The sequence below is a fragment of the Arthrobacter sp. C152 genome, from assembly GCF_054890965.1.
The window spans coordinates 12,296-28,051 of sequence record NZ_JBTZSU010000046.1; the positions used below are offsets into that span (position 1 = coordinate 12,296).

16 protein-coding genes are annotated in these 15,756 nt (G+C 68.2%); 6 read left to right on the top strand and 10 right to left on the bottom strand.

All coding sequences use genetic code 11. The features are described 5' to 3' along the window. The first annotated feature begins 57 nt into the window (after window positions 1–57). The 4 genes from ACYSM9_RS19905 to ACYSM9_RS19920 all read left to right on the top strand — a co-directional run bounded on the left by ACYSM9_RS19905 (window position 58) and on the right by ACYSM9_RS19920 (window position 4,333). A complete protein-coding gene (locus ACYSM9_RS19905; RefSeq protein ID WP_461858672.1) occupies window positions 58–717 on the top strand; it encodes a GntR family transcriptional regulator in 660 nt (219 codons plus the stop codon). Beyond that, window positions 710–2,230, top strand: coding sequence for an MmgE/PrpD family protein (locus ACYSM9_RS19910; protein WP_461858674.1), 1,521 nt, complete (start codon window positions 710–712; stop codon window positions 2,228–2,230). Before ACYSM9_RS19905 ends, ACYSM9_RS19910 begins: the two co-directional genes overlap by 8 nt. Continuing rightward, window positions 2,230–3,132, top strand: coding sequence for a methylisocitrate lyase (prpB, locus tag ACYSM9_RS19915; RefSeq protein ID WP_461858675.1), 903 nt, complete (start codon window positions 2,230–2,232; stop codon window positions 3,130–3,132). The genes ACYSM9_RS19910 and prpB overlap by 1 nt, the downstream gene beginning before the upstream one ends. 61 nt (window positions 3,133–3,193) lie before the next feature. Further along, window positions 3,194–4,333, top strand: coding sequence for a bifunctional 2-methylcitrate synthase/citrate synthase (locus tag ACYSM9_RS19920; protein WP_461858676.1), 1,140 nt, complete (start codon window positions 3,194–3,196; stop codon window positions 4,331–4,333). Between the two features lie 100 nt (window positions 4,334–4,433). Here the strand turns inward: ACYSM9_RS19920 and ACYSM9_RS19925 are convergent, their stop codons facing one another. The 10 genes from ACYSM9_RS19925 to ACYSM9_RS19970 all read right to left on the bottom strand — a co-directional run bounded on the left by ACYSM9_RS19925 (window position 4,434) and on the right by ACYSM9_RS19970 (window position 14,272). Beyond that, the gene (locus ACYSM9_RS19925; RefSeq protein ID WP_461858677.1) at window positions 4,434–4,916 is read right to left on the bottom strand and encodes an 8-oxo-dGTP diphosphatase; all 483 of its coding nucleotides are present in this window, start codon (window positions 4,914–4,916) and stop codon (window positions 4,434–4,436) included. Between the two features lie 23 nt (window positions 4,917–4,939). Beyond that, a complete protein-coding gene (gene xerD / locus ACYSM9_RS19930) occupies window positions 4,940–5,962 on the bottom strand; it encodes a site-specific tyrosine recombinase XerD (RefSeq protein WP_461858678.1) in 1,023 nt (340 codons plus the stop codon). Beyond that, window positions 5,962–6,621: an NUDIX domain-containing protein gene (locus tag ACYSM9_RS19935; protein WP_461858679.1), complete on the bottom strand. Its 660-nt coding sequence runs from the start codon at window positions 6,619–6,621 to the stop codon at window positions 5,962–5,964. The genes xerD and ACYSM9_RS19935 overlap by 1 nt, the downstream gene beginning before the upstream one ends. A gap of 24 nt (window positions 6,622–6,645) precedes the next feature. Then, window positions 6,646–8,430 carry a CTP synthase gene (locus ACYSM9_RS19940; RefSeq protein ID WP_461858680.1) on the bottom strand — a complete coding sequence of 595 codons (1,785 nt, stop codon included), beginning with the start codon at window positions 8,428–8,430 and terminating at the stop codon, window positions 6,646–6,648. A 115-nt stretch (window positions 8,431–8,545) separates the two neighbouring features. Continuing rightward, window positions 8,546–10,285: a DNA repair protein RecN gene (recN, locus tag ACYSM9_RS19945; protein WP_461858681.1), complete on the bottom strand. Its 1,740-nt coding sequence runs from the start codon at window positions 10,283–10,285 to the stop codon at window positions 8,546–8,548. Between the two features lie 4 nt (window positions 10,286–10,289). Continuing rightward, on the bottom strand, window positions 10,290–11,315 hold the full coding sequence (locus tag ACYSM9_RS19950; RefSeq protein ID WP_461858682.1) for an NAD kinase: 1,026 nt from the start codon (window positions 11,313–11,315) through the stop codon (window positions 10,290–10,292). 13 nt (window positions 11,316–11,328) lie between these two features. Beyond that, window positions 11,329–12,144, bottom strand: coding sequence for a TlyA family RNA methyltransferase (locus tag ACYSM9_RS19955; protein ID WP_461858683.1), 816 nt, complete (start codon window positions 12,142–12,144; stop codon window positions 11,329–11,331). Further along, complete coding sequence (locus ACYSM9_RS19960; protein WP_461858684.1) at window positions 12,144–12,395, bottom strand: hypothetical protein; 252 nt, start codon at window positions 12,393–12,395, stop codon at window positions 12,144–12,146. Before ACYSM9_RS19960 ends, ACYSM9_RS19955 begins: the two co-directional genes overlap by 1 nt. A gap of 9 nt (window positions 12,396–12,404) precedes the next feature. Further along, window positions 12,405–13,394 carry an HAD-IIA family hydrolase gene (locus ACYSM9_RS19965; RefSeq protein ID WP_461858685.1) on the bottom strand — a complete coding sequence of 330 codons (990 nt, stop codon included), beginning with the start codon at window positions 13,392–13,394 and terminating at the stop codon, window positions 12,405–12,407. Beyond that, a complete protein-coding gene (locus ACYSM9_RS19970; protein ID WP_461858686.1) occupies window positions 13,394–14,272 on the bottom strand; it encodes a hypothetical protein in 879 nt (292 codons plus the stop codon). The genes ACYSM9_RS19965 and ACYSM9_RS19970 overlap by 1 nt, the downstream gene beginning before the upstream one ends. A 36-nt stretch (window positions 14,273–14,308) precedes the next feature. Here ACYSM9_RS19970 and ACYSM9_RS19975 point away from each other — a divergent pair, with 36 nt between their 5' ends. Both ACYSM9_RS19975 and ACYSM9_RS19980 read left to right on the top strand, forming a co-directional pair. Further along, window positions 14,309–14,950: a hypothetical protein gene (locus tag ACYSM9_RS19975; protein ID WP_461858687.1), complete on the top strand. Its 642-nt coding sequence runs from the start codon at window positions 14,309–14,311 to the stop codon at window positions 14,948–14,950. 18 nt (window positions 14,951–14,968) lie between these two features. After that, complete coding sequence (locus tag ACYSM9_RS19980) at window positions 14,969–15,127, top strand: hypothetical protein (RefSeq protein ID WP_461858688.1); 159 nt, start codon at window positions 14,969–14,971, stop codon at window positions 15,125–15,127. The last annotated feature ends 629 nt before the right edge of the window (window positions 15,128–15,756 follow it).

A 15,756-nucleotide genomic window follows, 5' to 3' on the forward strand; every position in this document is an offset into this window, starting at 1 on the left:
TAGCTTTTAGCCCTAATTTGTATACACTGGAGCTGTTGGTTGAGCAGGAGGGACGCCATGCGCGCCAGCGACAAGGCCTATGCCGCCCTGCGGGACGACATCGTCGAATGGCGGCTGGCGCCCGGAACCGTCCTGGCCGAGGTGGAGCAATCCGAACGGCTCGGCATCTCGCGCACCCCGCTCCGGGAGGCGCTGGGCCGGCTCACCGCGGAAGGCCTGACGACGGCGGCAGGCGGCCGCGGCGTCGTCGTCACCGATATCTCCCTTGAGGACATCGACGAACTGTTTGAACTGCGCGAAACCCTCGAAGGCAAGGCCGCGGCGCTGGCCGCCGAGCGGGGCGACGCAGCAACATTCGGGCAGCTCCAGCACGAACTGCTCCACGCACCGGAGCTGATCCTCGGACCCCGGCCGGCCCTGCAGGACTACTACGGGCTGGTGGGCCGGCTGGACACCGCAATCGACGCCGCGATCTCCAACTCCTACCTGGCCCAGGCCATGCGCAGCCTGCGTGTACACCTGGTCCGGGTCCGGCGGCTCGCGGCCGACGACTCGACACGCCTTACCGCTGCGGCCGGCGAGCATGCAGCCATCGCCGAGGCAATCGCGGCCGGCAACCCGCGCCTGGCCGAGGCCGCAACCATCGTGCACCTGCACCGCAGCCTGTCCCACATCAAAGCAAGCCACCACGTCCCCGAGAAGGAGCACCATGGTTAAGGAACACCACGTCCGCGTCTACAAGAGCGAAGAAAACCTCCCCCGCGAGGACCAGCTCGCCTACAAGGTCGCCCAAGTGGCAGCGGACCCCGTCGCCGTCACCGACGAGGTGACGGACATGGTGATCAACCGCGTCATCGACAACGCCTCCGTCGCCATCGCCTCCCTGAACCGGGCCCCCATCGTCGCCGCCCGTGCGCAGGCACTCACCCACGGCCCGAGCACGGGCGGCAAGGGCTCCATGGTCTTCGGCATCGCAGAGCGCGTGGCGCCGGAATGGGCCGCCTGGGCCAACGGCGTGGCCGTGCGGGAACTGGACTACCACGACACCTTCCTCGCCGCCGACTACTCCCACCCCGGCGACAACATCCCGCCGATCCTCGCCGTGGCCCAGCACGTGGGCTCCAGCGGCCATGACCTGGTCCGGGCCATCGCCACCGGCTACGAGATCCAGGTCAACCTGGTCAAGGCCATCTGCCTGCACAAGCACAAGATCGACCACGTCGCCCACCTGGGCCCCTCCGCGGCTGCCGGCATCGGCACCCTGCTGGGCCTGGACGTCGAAACCATCTTCCAGTCCATCGGCCAGGCGCTGCACACCACCACCGCCACCCGGCAGTCCCGCAAGGGCGAAATCTCCACCTGGAAGGCCCACGCCCCCGCCTTCGCCGGGAAGATGGCCATCGAATCCGCAGACCGGGCCATGCGTGGCCAGACCTCCCCCGTGCCGATCTACGAAGGCGAAGACGGCGTCATCGCGTGGATGCTCGATGGCCCGGACGCGTCCTACATGGTTCCGCTCCCGACCCCCGGCGAGGCCAAGCGCGCCATCCTGGACACCTACACCAAGGAACACTCCGCCGAGTACCAGGCCCAGGCGTGGATCGACCTGGCCCGCAAGCTGCACCGCGAACACCCGGAGGTCACGGACCCCGCCAACGTCGACTCCGTGCTGATCAGGACCAGCCACCACACGCACTATGTGATCGGTTCCGGCGCCAACGACCCCCAGAAATACTCCCCCACCGCGTCCAGGGAAACCCTGGACCACTCCATCCCGTACATCTTCACCGTCGCCCTGCAGGACGGCGCCTGGCACCACGTTGACTCCTACGCACCCGAACGCGCCGCCCGCCCGGACACCGTGGAACTGTGGCACAAGGTCACCACGGTGGAAGACCCCGAATGGACCCGCCGGTACCATTCCCTGGACATCGCCGAGAAGGCCTTCGGCGGTTCCGTGGAGATCACGCTGAAGGACGGCACCGTGATCCGGGACGAGATCGCGGTCGCCGACGCCCATCCGCTGGGCGCCCGGCCGTTCGCCCGCGAGCAGTACATCACCAAGTTCCGCACGCTCGCAGCGGGCCTCGTGGAGGAGACGGAGATCGAAAGGTTCCTCGCCGCCGTCGAACGCCTCCCCCACCTGGCCGCGGGCGAACTGGACCAGCTGAACATTACTGCCGCGCCCGGCGTCATCGACCTGGCAGCGGCCCCGAAGGGACTCTTCTGATGCTGTATTCGAAGACCACCCCGGAACAGAAGCGGATCCGTTTCCGCGAACTGCTCTCCTCCGGCACCATCGCCCAGTTCCCCGGCGCGTTCAACCCGCTCTCGGCCCGGCTGATCGAGGAAAAAGGCTTTGCCGGGGTCTACATCTCAGGCGCCGTCCTGGCCAACGACCTCGGCCTGCCCGACATCGGCCTGACCACCCTCACCGAAGTAGCCACACGGGCCGGACAGATCGCCCGGATGACCGACCTGCCCGCCATCGTGGACGCCGACACCGGATTTGGCGAACCCATGAACGTGGCCCGCACCATCCAGGAACTGGAAAACGCGGGCCTCGCCGGCTGCCACATCGAAGACCAGTTCAACCCGAAGCGCTGCGGCCACCTGGACGGCAAGAACGTCGTCGACCTGGAGACGGCCACCAAACGCATCCGCGCCGCCGCCGACGCACGCCGCGACCCGAACTTCCTCATCATGGCCCGCACCGACATCCGCGCTGTCGACGGCCTCCAGGCCGCCAAGGACCGGGCACGTGCACTGGTGGAGGCCGGCGCGGACGCGATCTTCCCCGAAGCCATGCGCGACCTCACGGAGTTCAAGGCCATCCGCGACGCCGTGGACGTGCCGATCCTGGCCAACATGACCGAGTTCGGCAAGAGCGACCTGTTCACCGTGGACGAACTCGCAGGCGTGGGCGTCAACATGGTGATCTACCCGGTCACCCTGCTCCGTAGTGCCATGGGCGCCGCTGAGCGTACTCTGGAATCGATCGCATCCGACGGCACCCAGGAGGCACAGGTTCCAAGCATGCTGACCCGTGCCCGGCTGTACGACCTCGTCGACTACGAGGCCTACAACCGCTTCGATACCGGGGTGTTCAATTTCCAGATCCCCGGAACCTAAACAACCACCGGAATGCCGGCCACGGCCGGACACCAGGCTCGAGGAACAAAGGAGTTTCAGCATGGCTGAAAATGAGATCAAAAAGGGCCTTGCCGGCGTCGTGGTGGATTACACCGCGGTCTCCAAGGTCAACCCGGACACGAACTCACTGCTCTACCGCGGTTACCCCGTCCAGGAACTGGCCGCCAGGTGCAGCTTCGAGGAAGTGGCATACCTGCTCTGGAACGGCGAACTTCCCACCCAGGACCAGATGGCCGAATTCACCGCGCGGGAACGGGCCGGCCGCGCCCTGGACCCCGTGGTCAAGCAGGTCGTCGATGCTTTGCCCACCACTTCGCACCCCATGGACGTCTGCCGGACCGCCGCGTCCGTGATGGGCGCGCGGCACCCGCTCGCCGAGGATTCCTCCCGCGAGGCCAACATGGCCAAGGCCGTGGACCTGTTCGCCGCGATGCCCGCCGTCGTTGCCTATGACCAGCGCCGCCGCCACGGGCAGGACGTTGTGGAGCCCCGCGACGACCTGGGCTACTCCGCGAACTTCCTGTGGATGACCTTCGGCGAAGAACAGGTGCCCGAAGTGGTGGAGGCCTTCAACGTCTCGATGATCCTGTATGCCGAGCACTCCTTCAACGCCTCGACATTCACGGCCCGCGTCATCACCTCCACGCTCTCGGACCTGCACTCGGCTGTTACCGGGGCAATCGGCGCCCTCAAGGGCCCGCTGCACGGCGGCGCCAACGAAGCCGTCATGCACACCTTCGACGAAATCGGCATCCGGCAGGAGGAGTCCCTCGAGGAAGCCGCGGTCCGGGCAAAGGCCTGGATGGAAAACGCCCTGGCGCAAAAGAAGAAGGTCATGGGCTTCGGGCACCGCGTCTACAAGCACGGTGATTCCCGGGTGCCCACGATGAAGGCAGCCCTGGACAAGATGATCGCCCACTACGGGCGGCCGGAAATCCTGGGCCTGTACCAGGGGCTGGAGACGGCAATGGACGAGGCGAAGGCGATCAAGCCGAACCTCGACTACCCGGCGGGCCCGACGTACCACCTGATGGGCTTCGACACGCAGACGTTCACTCCCCTGTTCGTTGCCAGCCGGATCACCGGGTGGACGGCACACATCATGGAGCAGCTGGAGTCCAACTCGCTGATCAGGCCGCTGAGCGAGTACAACGGGCACGGGGAGCGGCACCTGCCGTAGCTTTCCCGCCGGCAGCACTGCCCCGGGACGCACGACGGCGGTCCGGCACTTTGGTGCCCGGGCCGCCGTCGGCCGTTAAGCGCCGCCGTTGTTGGACGCGTTAGTCCAGGAGGCTTTCGGACGACGCCACCGATTCGTTGTCGGTGTGCATGGTGACCACGACGTTGACCCGCCCGCCTTCGAGCACAACTGGCAGCCAGTGGTCGGCGTCCTGCCACATGCGCTCCACGGGCAGCGCGCTGACGCTGAACCATTCGGGCAGGATTTCGTCGCTGGGCACGGGTTCGCCCTGCCATGTCCGCGCGGTGAAGAGCCGGGTGGCCATGTTCCATTCCGGCCTTGCGGGAAAGACGAAGCGGACGGTGCCGGCGTCGGCCAGGTCCTCCTGGCGCACCACCACGGCGGTCTCCTCCAGCACCTCCCTTATGACGGCCTCGGCGTCACTCTCCCCCGGTTCCACGTGGCCGCCGATGCCAACAATCTTGCCCTTGCCGAAACCGGTCTGCTTCAGTCCCAGCAGCACCTCGGCGCCGTTCTTACCCTCCCGGAGGAGGAAGCACAGCGTCACAGCCGCCGCGGTCATGGCGAAGCCTCCATCCCGGGCCGCTAGCCCAGTGCCCGGGGGTGGGCTGCGGCGTAGATCTCCCGGAGGGTGTCGGCGGTGACCAGCGTGTAGACCTGGGTGGTGGTCACCGAGGCGTGGCCCAGCAGCTCCTGCACCACGCGGACGTCCGCGCCGCCTTCGAGCAGGTGCGTGGCGAACGAATGCCGGAGGGTGTGGGGGGAAACATCGCGGGTGATGTTTGCCTTCTCCGCCGCCGCCTTCAGGATGGTCCAGGCACTCTGCCGGCTGATCCTGCCGCCGCGGGCATTGAGGAACAGGGCCGGGGTTCCCTTGCCCTTGGCGGCGAGGAGGGGCCGGCCGCGCACCAGGTAGGCGTCCAGAGCGCGGGCGCCGTACGAGCCCAGCGGCACCAGGCGTTCCTTGGATCCCTTGCCAAAGAGCCGCACAATCGCAGGCCCGGACCCGGGCTCCGCGAGGGAGATGTCGTCAACGTCCAGTCCCACGGCCTCGCTGATCCGGGCACCTGTGGAATAGAGGAATTCGAGCAGGGCCCTGTCCCGCAGCCCCGTGGCGGTGTCTGTTCCCGCTGCCTCAAGGATCCTCGTGACCTCGTCGACGCTGATGGCTTTCGGCAGCCGCTTGCCGGCCATGGGCGGGTGGACGTCGCTGGCGGGGTCGGCGGGTGTGTAGCCCTCCAGTGCCCAGAACTTGTGCAGCCCGCGGACGGCCACCACGGTCCTGGCGGCGGAGCGCACCCCCAGGGCCGAGCCGCCGTCGGACCCGTCCGCGAGGGCCCGCACGTACCCGGTGACATGGTGGCGGGTGACGTCCTCCGGTCGCCGGCAGTCCGCGGCAGCCAGGTACCGCGCGTACCGTGCGAGGTCGCGCCGATAGGCCGCGAGGGTGTTGGCGGCCAGTCCCCGCTCGACGCCCATGTGCTGCAGGTAGTCGGTGATGCCGCGCCCGATGGCGGCGGGAATGTCCACGGGGGCGGCGCCGGCATTCTTCGCGTCCGGCACAGGTTCGACCGCCTGCACCGCTTCAGCCGCAGGACCCGGGGCCATCAGCGCTGGCTGGGGTGCGCGGGCCAGGGGGCGTCGGCGGGGCGGAGGGTTTCGTAGCCTTCGGCGCGGGCAGCGACGGCTGCGAGGATCCCGACGACGGCGGACGGGTTGTGCAGCCGGCCTGCCAGCACCGACGCCACGGCGTCGTCCAGGCCGATCCAGTGGAACTCGATTTCGGCTTCCTCGTCCGTGCGTTCGTGCCGCTCGTGGTGCGGCACCTCGGTGAGGTCCCGGGCGAGGTAGATCCGGATGGCTTCGCTGGAGGAGCCGGGCGAGTTGAAGACGTCGGCCAGCACGTTCCACGTGCCGGCGGCAAGGTCGGCTTCCTCGGCCAGCTCGCGGGCCGCGCCCACCACGAAATCCTCGCCTTCGACGTCGAGCAGGCCTGCCGGGACCTCCCAAAGGTCCATGCCAACCGGATGCCGGTACTGCTTCAGGAGGAGGATCTGCCCCTGGTCGTTCATGGGCAGCACGGCCACGGCGCCGGGGTGGTCGATGTAATCGCGGGTCAGGGCGTCCCCGGAATCGGAAAGCTGGAACGTATCGCTCACCACGTCCCAGATGCGGCCCTGGTACACCTTCTCGGTGGACAAAAGACGGCGCGGGCTTGGTGCATCCGAAACCTGTTTGGCAGGGGTGGCTTCGTGTGTACCAGGCATCGCGCCGTCCTTTTGCTCTTTTGACTACTTAGCGGTAAAGCTACCCGATGCCGCAGGCTCGCCAGCGGCGGGCGCTGCCGTGTCGGCGGCGGCGCTGACGCCCCGGGTGCCGGCGCTCTGGTGGTCCAGCGCCGCCTTGACCAGCCCTGCGAACAGGGGGTGCGGGCGGGTGGGCCGGGAGCTGAGCTCGGGGTGGGCCTGGGTGGCGACATAGTACGGGTGCACGTCCGCCGGCAGTTCAACGAACTCCACCAGCTGGCCGTCCGGGGAGGTGCCGGAGAAGACCAGGCCCTTGTCGGCGATCTGCTGGCGGTATTTGTTGTTCACCTCGTAGCGGTGCCGGTGGCGTTCGCTGACGGTGGTCTTGCCGTAGGTGCCGGCGATGACCGAGCCTTCGTCGAGCTTGGCTTCGTAGAGGCCCAGGCGCATGGTGCCGCCCAGGTCGCCGCGGCCCTCGACGAACTCCAGCTGCTCCTCCATGGTGGCGATCACCGGGTACTTGGAGTCGGGCTCGAACTCGCTGGAGGAAGCGCCCTCCAGGCCCACCACGTTGCGGGCGTACTCGATCACCATGCACTGCAGGCCAAGGCACAGGCCCAGGACTGGCAGCTTGGTTTCGCGGGCGAACTTCAGGGCCCCGAGCTTGCCTTCGAGACCGCGGATGCCGAAGCCGCCGGGCACGCAGATGGCGTCGACGCCGTCGAGCGCCTTGATCGCTCCTTCGCGGGTCTCGCACTCGTCGGAGGGGACCCAGCGGATCTTGACCTTGGCTTCGTTGGCGAAACCGCCGGCGCGCAGGGCTTCGGTCACCGAAAGGTAGGCATCCGGCAGGTCGATGTACTTGCCCACCAGGGCGATCTCGACATGGTGCTTGGGGTTGTGGACCGCTTCCAGGAGCCGGTCCCAGCTGGTCCAGTCGACGTCCTTGAAGGGCAGGTCCAGGGCGCGGACGATGTACGAGTCCAGGCCCTGGCCGTGCAGGGTCTTGGGGATGTCGTAGATGCTGGGTGCGTCCGCGGCGTTGACCACGGCGTCGATGTCGACGTCGCACATGCGTCCGATCTTCTCCCGCATGGCGTCGGGCACTTCGCGGTCCGAACGGATCACGATCGCCTCGGGCTGGATGCCGATGGAGCGCAGCGCGGCCACGGAGTGCTGCGTTGGCTTGGTCTTCAGTTCCTGGGACGGGCCGATGTAGGGAACCAGCGAGACGTGCAGGAAGAAGACGTTGTTGCGGCCGATGTCCTGGCGGACCTGGCGCGCGGATTCGAGGAACGGCTGGGACTCGATGTCGCCGACGGTGCCGCCGATTTCGGTGATGATGACGTCCGGAGCGTTCTTGCCTTCGGCGGGCAGGCGCATGCGCCGTTTGATCTCGTCGGTGATGTGCGGGATGACCTGCACGGTGTCGCCGAGGTATTCGCCGCGGCGTTCCTTCGCGATGACCGTGGAGTACACCTGGCCGGTGGTCACGTTCGCGGAGCCTTCGAGGTTCTCGTCGAGGAAGCGCTCGTAGTGCCCGATGTCCAGGTCGGTCTCGGCGCCGTCATCGGTGACGAAGACCTCGCCGTGCTGGAAGGGGTTCATCGTGCCCGGATCCACGTTCAGGTAGGGATCGAGCTTCTGCATGGTTACGGACAGGCCGCGTGCCCGCAGCAGGTGGCCGAGGCTGGAAGCCGTCAGCCCCTTTCCGAGCGAGGACGCCACACCGCCGGTGACGAAGATGTGCTTGGTCGTCTTGGAGGAGCCCGGGAACCGGGAATTTACACGGGAATTTGATCGCTGCACCACGGAATTCGAGCCTATCATCATTTGAGCCTTCCACGGATCGGGAGGGACGGGTTCCCAAGCCTTCCAGTCTGCTGGTCCAGGACCTGTTTATTCAAGGGCGCTCCACCGTTTCGGGCCTTCCGGTGTCCGCCCGTCAGGCCCGCTGGGGCAGGAGTTTGGCGTCATCCAGAAGTTCCTGGGCGTGCGCCTGCGCCGACTCCGAGTCCTCCTGGCCGGCCAGCATGCGGGCCAGTTCGCGTACCCGTTCCGGGCCATCGAGGAGGCGAACATCACTGGAGGTGAACCCGGTGGCGGTGCCGCCGTCGGCTCCCCTGACGGAGGTCTTGGTGACGGTGATGTGCTGGTCGGCAAAAGCGGCCACCTGCGGCAGGTGCGTGACCACCAGCACCTGCACGTGGCGGGCCAGCATGGCAAGGCGGCGGCCAATTTCGACGGCGGCGCGGCCGCCCACGCCCGCGTCCACCTCGTCGAAGACGAACGTGGGAACGGGGTCCACGGCTGCCAGGACCACCTCGATGGCGAGCATGACGCGGGAGAGTTCACCGCCGGACGCGCCCTTGCCCAGCGGCCGGGCCGGGGCCCCGGAGTGGGGCTGCAGCAGGAAGGCGATCTCGTCCGCACCGTGCGGCCCCAGCTGGCCGGCCGGCTCGAGGTTGATGAGCAGCGTGGCGTCCGCCATTGCCAGGGCCTTCAGTTCGGCGCTGACCCGCGCGGACAGGTCCTTGGCTGCCTTGGCCCGGATCTTGCTGATGGCTGCGGCCTGCTTTGTCAGGTCCGCCTCGGCGCGGACCACCTCGGCGTCGAGGGCCTCGATCCGCGAGGAATCGTCCTGCAGTTCGTCGTACCGGACCCTGGCGGTTTCGGCCCACACCAGCACCTCGTCGATGGTGGGGGCGTACTTGCGCACCAGCTTGGCCAGCGCCGCCCGGCGGTCCTCGATTTCGGCGAGGCGCTCCGGGCCTTCGGTGTCCAGTCCTGCCTGGTAGCTGGCCAGTTCGGTGGCGATGTCGTTGAGCAGGAACCCGACTTCGGCCAGCCGGGCCGCGGCGGCACCAAGCTCGGCGTCGTGTTCTGCCACGTGCTCCAGGGTGCGCTTGGCGGCGTCCACCAGGGTGGTGGCGTCGCCCGCTTCGCCGAAGTCCTCCGCGATGAGGGCCTGGTGCGCGGTGCTGGCAGCGATCCGCAGTTCTTCGACGTTGGCGAGTTTCACGGCCTCTGCCTTCAGGAGTTCGTCCTCCCCCGGCTGCGGGTCCACGGCGTCGATCTCGGCGAGGGCGGCTTCCAGGGATTCGGCTTCACGCAGCCTGTCCCTGGCTGCACTGCGGAGGGAATCCAGTTCCGCCTGGCTGGCCCGCCAGTGGCTGTACAGCTCCTGGTAGGCGGCCAGCGGACCGGCCAACGTTTCGCCGGCGAACTTGTCCAGGGCCCCGCGCTGGGCGGTTGCCCCCTTGAGGCGGATCTGGTCCGACTGGCCGTGGACCACCACCAGGGACTCGCCGATCTCGGCCAGGACGCCCACGGGGGCGGCCCGCCCGCCCAGGAAGGCACGGCTGCGACCGTCGGCACCCAGGCGCCGGGCGAGGATCAGCTCAGCGCCGCCGTCGAACTCCTCTGCCTCCGCGCCGGCATCCACGGCGCGGGCAACGGCCGGGTGGCCGGCATCGAGCTTCAACACAGCCTCCGCGGTGGCGCTCTTGGCACCGCTCCGCACGGCGCCGGCGTCCGAACGCGCCCCGAGCAACAGTCCGACGGCGGTGACCACCATGGTCTTGCCGGCACCGGTTTCGCCGGTCACCACGCTGAGCCCCGGGCCCAGCGGCAGCGTCGCGTCGGTGATGACGCCAAGATCGCGGATTCTCAGTTCTTCAAGCATTGCTTCACTTTGCTGTCGACGGATCGGGATCACTGTCGGGGGTGCCCGCCGGCGGAACCTGCAGCGGCGGCATGGGCCGGGGTGTCCGCACGATCGGGATGGGGCCGGTGTGAATACCCTCGGACTTGGGCACGGGACCGCGCCAGCCGTGGATGGGGAGCTGGAACTTGCGGACCAGCCGGGCGGAGAACGGGGTCTGGTGCGTCCTGGCGAGGCGCACGGGGTTGGCGGATTTGGTGACTTCCACGCGGGCCCCCGGCGGCAGGTCCACGGAGCGCCGGCCGTCGCACCACAGCACGCCCTGCGCGTCGGTCCGGCTGAGGACCTCCACGGCGAGCTTGGAGCGGGGCGAGACGACCAATGGCTTGGCAAAAAGTGCGTGGGCGCTGATCGGCACGATCACCAGGGCTTCCACCTCGGGCCACACCACCGGTCCGCCGGCGGAGAACGCGTAGGCGGTGGACCCGGTGGGGGTGGCCAGGACGATGCCGTCCGAACCGAAGGTGGTCAGCGGGCGTTCGTCCACTTCGGTGACCACTTCGAGCATCCGTTCACGGTTCGCCTTCTCGATGGCGGCTTCGTTTAAAGCCCAGGTGTGCCAAATCTTCTGCCCTCGGACCCAGACCTGCACATCGATGGTCATGCGCTCTTCCACCGTGTACTCGCGGCTGGCCACCCATTCCACTGTCTGGGCAAGGTCCGCGCGTTCGCTCTCGGCGAGGAAGCCGACGTGGCCGAGGTTGACGCCCAGCAGCGGGACGTCCACCTCGCGGACCAGTTCGGCCGCGCGCAGGATGGTGCCGTCTCCGCCAAGGACCATGACCAGTTCAACGTCCGGCAGCTGGACATGGTCGTGCAGGACCTCCACCGGCTGGGCGAGGTGCCCGAAAAACCGCTCCATGTCCGCCAATTCGGATTCCTGCATCACGGGGACCATGCCCGAGCCGTGCAGCAGGGCACAAGCTTCCCAGGCGGCCTTCAAGGACTCCTCGCGGCCGGTGTGGGCAAGGACCAGTACACGCCTGCTCATCAGGTTCCGCTCTCTAGTGGTTCGGCCAGATCTGTCCGAGCAACGCAGCCGCTGCTGCCTCTCGCTCTTCGATCTTAGGCAAGTCTTCGCTGATCCTGCGTTTTATCCACAGGAAGTATTCGACGTTTCCGTCCTGGCCCGGCAGCGGACTGGCCGCCAGCCCGCACAGGTCCAACCCGGCGTCGAGCGCCGCCCGCGCGACTTTCTCCACGGCCATCCGGCGCTCCCGCTCCGAGGTGACCACGCCGGTGCGGCCCAGCCGGTCCTTGCCGATTTCGAACTGCGGCTTGACCATCAGCACCAGGTCCCCGCCGGGCTCGGTGCAGGCCGCCAGCGGCCGCACTACGAGGGTGAGGGAGATGAAGGAGAGGTCCGCGACAGTCAGGGCGGCAGGGCCGCCGATGTCCTCCGGCGCCATGTACCGGACGTTCATGCCTTCGTGGACGGCCACGCGGGGATCGCTGCGGAGGTGGGGCACCAGCTGTCCGTGTCCGACGTCGACCGCCACCACGTGTGCCGCGCCGCGGCGCAGGAGGACGTCGGTGAAGCCGCCGGTGGAGGCCCCCGCGTCCAGGCACCTTTTGCCCTGCACCGTCACCGCGGGGAAGGCGTCGAGGGCGCCGGCCAGCTTGTGGGCTGCACGGCTGGCGTAGGTGTCCTGGTCATCGTGCGCGACGGCGAGGTCCCTGGTGTCGTCGACCTGGAGGGAGGCCTTGGCCAGCACCTGGCCGCCGGAGCTGACTTTCCCGCCGGCGATGAGCGAGGCGGCGTGCGTGCGGGACCGTGCCAGGCCGCGTGCCACGAGTGCCTGGTCGAGGCGGACTGCCATCAGGCTGCACCGCCAGTGCGGTCGCTGCCGGCAGCGGCGCTGCCGGCGGGGTCCTCGTTGAGGGCGGCCAGCAGGTCGTCGTGGAGAACGTTGTATACCGCTTCGTGCTCTCCAACCGGAATCTCCGGCAGGGTTTCCAGCCGGTCCAGCGCGTGCTGCACCAGCGGATCCGCCACGTCCTGGGGGCTGGCCGGCCAGTCCGGCGAGGGCTGGACTGCCTCAAGTCCGTCGTCGGGGCTCAGCTCAGTCATCCGGCCAGCCTAGTGGTCCAGCCACGCCAGTTTGGGCGCCTTCGCCGTTGCGGCGTCGGGGGTGGCGGCCCACCAGGCAGCACAGGCAGCACGCCAGGAGTCAAGGTTGTCCTTGCTGCCAATGATGCCCACCGCTCCGTTGGCCACGCGTGCCGTTGCGTCGCCGCAGATGTATGTCCCGTCGTCGTGCGTCACCTCCGGGTAGGGGCGGTGCAGGTCTGTCAGCGAGCCGATGATGTAGTCGGGGCGTTCCGCCGCGCGGGCGGCGAGGATGGTCTCCCGGGTGTCGACGCCGGTCAGGACCGCGACGGTGGCGAAGCCGGCGTTGTTGCCGCCCAGGATGTCCGTGTCCAGGCGGTCGCCGACCACCAGGGGCCGTTCTGCGCCGAGGCGCTTGGCGGCCGAATGGAACAGCGGGGCCTCGGGCTTGCCCGCGACGCGCGGCTGCTGGCCGGTGGCCGCGGCAACGGCAGCAACCAGGGTGCCGTTGCCGGGGGCGATACCGCGCGCCTGGGGAATGGACATGTCCGTATTCGTGGCTACCCACAGGGCACCGGCGTTCACCACATATGTGGCCTCTGCCAGGTCTTTCCAGCCGATGGCAGGGTTGAACCCCTGGACCACTGCCACCGGCTCCTCGGCCTGGCTGCCGACGGGCACCAGGCCCACGAGCTCAATCTCGCGGGCGAGGGCAGGGCTGCCGGTGATGAGGATCCGCGAGCCTGGAGGCACCAGCGAGGCCAGCAGGTCCGCCGCGGCCTGCGAGGAGCTGACCACCTGGTTGTCGTCGGCGGGCGCGCCCAACTCGCGAAGGTGGGCAGCCACCTCGGCGGGCGACCGGGAGGCGTTGTTCGTTACGTAGCCCAGGCCGATGCCCAGCCCGGAGAGCTGCGTGAGCGACTCGATGGCTCCCGGGATGGCGTGGGGTCCGGCGTAGACCACGCCATCCAGGTCTGCCAGGAGCGCGTCGAAACGCGATACCAGGGTCACTGCACTCATCAGTCCCGGTCTTCCCGGTTGTCCTGGGCGCTTTCCCGATCCGCCCCAGCCTCTTCGTCCGCAGGACGCTCGAGCTCGTCGTGCTCCACGGAGTCTTCGTCCGATTCCGCGTCGTCGGAGACGAAGTAGTCGGCATCCTGGTCATCGAGGTTGGTGTCCTGGGCGGCCTGCGCCTTGGTGGCCCGGGTTGCTTCAGCAGGAGTTGCTTCGGCATGTGTCGCTTCAGAGGCCGGCGCCTCGGAGGCCTTTGAAGCGCGGTCGAGCATCCGGCGCCGTTCGGCCTCTTCGCGGGCTTCTTCTTCCTCGTCCCAGCCGAGGTCGATGATTTCGGGTTCTTCGTCGACGCCCTGGCCCAGGGCGTTTTCAGCCACGACAGCCTGCTTACTCCACTTTTCCGCTTCGTCCTCACGGCCGACGGCCGAGAGCGCGTCAGCGTAGGCACGGAAGAGCCGGGGGCTGTACGAGAAGGCGCGGTTGATGTCCAGCTGCGGGATTTCCAGTTCAGCCACGGCGGCGTCGAGCTGGCCCAGGTCGGTGCGGGCTCCGGCGGCCACCATGGCCAGTTCCACCTTGCCGGGCGCGTCGAGGTCCTGGGCCTCTTCCGACCGGGCAACGTCAAGTGCCCGGTCGGGGCGTCCGAGGCCACGCTCGCAGTCGGCCATCACGGGCAGGTGCACGTTGGAGCCGCTGATCCGGCGGAAGGTGCGGAACTCGCGGAGAGCCTCACCATAGTGGCCGGCGGCGTAGGCGGTGAGTCCCACCGCTTCGCGGACGGCGGCGAGGCGTCCCCCGCGCCGGCTGGCGGCCAGGGCGTGCTGGAACGCAAGCTCGGGCTCGTCATCGATCAGGCGGCCGGCCATCACCAGGTGGCGGGCCACCCACTCCGCGCTCTTGGCTTCCAGAGTCTTGATCTGGTGCTGGGTGGCGCGGTCGAGTTCCTTGCCCGTGACGTCTTCGTCGATTTCCGGCGAGCGTTCCCGGTCCGGGCGGTTGGCGCTGCGGAGATCGGCGGCATTCGGTACGCGGGCCGGACGGTCGTCCTGGCGGCCAAAGCTGCGGGGACCCGAATCGCCCCGGGGCGAACCACCGCGGGACGGGCCACCCTCGAAGCTGCGCGGCGCACGGTCCTTGCGGTCACCGAACGGCTTCCGGTTATCGCCCCCAAAACCACGCCGGTCACCCTCACCATCACGACGCGGACGATCACCAAACGGCTTACGATCCCGGTCACCGAACGGCTTCCGGTCCCGGTCACCGAACGGCTTCCGGTCACCGCCGTCGAAGCCGCGCCGGTCACCCTCGCCGTCGCGGCGCGGACGATCACCAAACGGCTTCCGGTCCCGGTCACCGAACGGCTTCCTGTCACGGTCACCGCCACCAAAACCACGCCGATCACCCTCACCATCACGGCGCGGACGATCACCAAACGGCTTCCGATCACGATCACCGAACGGCTTCCGGTCACGGTCACCGCCACCAAAACCACGCCGATCACCCTCGCCGTCACGGCGAGGACGGTCGCCGAAGGGCTTGCGGTCACGATCACCGTAGGATGAGCGGTCCCGGTCCCCGAATTGCTTTCGCTCACCGCCGTCGAAGCCGCGGCGGTCACCTTCGCCGTCACGGCGCGGACGATCTCCGAAGGGCTTGCGGTCACGATCACCGTAGGGCCGGCGATCTGCACCGCTGCCGGAACCACGCGAGAAGTCGTTGCCGTCCCGGCCTGGCCGTGAACGGAATCCGCGCGGCTCACCTCCGGAATTGTTGTTGCCCCGGAAAGCGCCACGGTCGTTGCCGCGGTTGCCGCCGTTGTGCTCGGCCATATGGATTCCTCCTGTTGTGAGCCGACCACTGGCGCAATGGCAGCCGCTCGATTCGTTTCCTACGCGACCCAACGTCAAGCGCTGGAAGGGTCCGTACATCTCCATCAATTCTAGTGGAGAGACAAAAACCGCCAGGACACAGCGGGCCGGGCCGGCAGCATCGTGGCCAGCTTCACAACCCCGTTCGACTGCCGCCTCCCCACAGACGCCCTCTCACGTCCTGCATGTTTTCCGTAGACGCCCGCTCGGTTTTGGCAGGGTTTGGCGCAACGCCGGCTCGCTTTCGTGAGGGAAGTGAGCGGGGGTTCGGTGTGTGCCCGTCAGAGGTGAGCGGGGGTTCGGTGTGTGCCTGTCAGAGGTGAGCGGGCGTTGCTGGAATTGGGGCCTTTGGTGATGGGGCGTTTGTGGTGCCCTGGTTTTTGTGGTTGGTGGGTTTAAATGTGGGAGGCCCCAACCGTGTGGTTGGGGCCTCGACCGTAATGGTTGTCCGGCGGTGTCCTACTCTCCCACACCCTCCCGGGTGCAGTACCATCGGCGCT

Coding starts and splice junctions, on each gene's coding strand:
- ACYSM9_RS19905 (WP_461858672.1), top strand. CDS start 58: ATGCGCGCCAGCGACAAGGCCTATGCCGCCCTGCGGGACGACATCGTC.
- ACYSM9_RS19910 (WP_461858674.1), top strand. CDS start 710: ATGGTTAAGGAACACCACGTCCGCGTCTACAAGAGCGAAGAAAACCTC.
- prpB (WP_461858675.1), top strand. CDS start 2,230: ATGCTGTATTCGAAGACCACCCCGGAACAGAAGCGGATCCGTTTCCGC.
- ACYSM9_RS19920 (WP_461858676.1), top strand. CDS start 3,194: ATGGCTGAAAATGAGATCAAAAAGGGCCTTGCCGGCGTCGTGGTGGAT.
- ACYSM9_RS19925 (WP_461858677.1), bottom strand. CDS start 4,916: ATGACCGCGGCGGCTGTGACGCTGTGCTTCCTCCTCCGGGAGGGTAAG.
- xerD (WP_461858678.1), bottom strand. CDS start 5,962: ATGGCCCCGGGTCCTGCGGCTGAAGCGGTGCAGGCGGTCGAACCTGTG.
- ACYSM9_RS19935 (WP_461858679.1), bottom strand. CDS start 6,621: ATGCCTGGTACACACGAAGCCACCCCTGCCAAACAGGTTTCGGATGCA.
- ACYSM9_RS19940 (WP_461858680.1), bottom strand. CDS start 8,430: ATGATAGGCTCGAATTCCGTGGTGCAGCGATCAAATTCCCGTGTAAAT.
- recN (WP_461858681.1), bottom strand. CDS start 10,285: ATGCTTGAAGAACTGAGAATCCGCGATCTTGGCGTCATCACCGACGCG.
- ACYSM9_RS19950 (WP_461858682.1), bottom strand. CDS start 11,315: ATGAGCAGGCGTGTACTGGTCCTTGCCCACACCGGCCGCGAGGAGTCC.
- ACYSM9_RS19955 (WP_461858683.1), bottom strand. CDS start 12,144: ATGGCAGTCCGCCTCGACCAGGCACTCGTGGCACGCGGCCTGGCACGG.
- ACYSM9_RS19960 (WP_461858684.1), bottom strand. CDS start 12,395: ATGACTGAGCTGAGCCCCGACGACGGACTTGAGGCAGTCCAGCCCTCG.
- ACYSM9_RS19965 (WP_461858685.1), bottom strand. CDS start 13,394: ATGAGTGCAGTGACCCTGGTATCGCGTTTCGACGCGCTCCTGGCAGAC.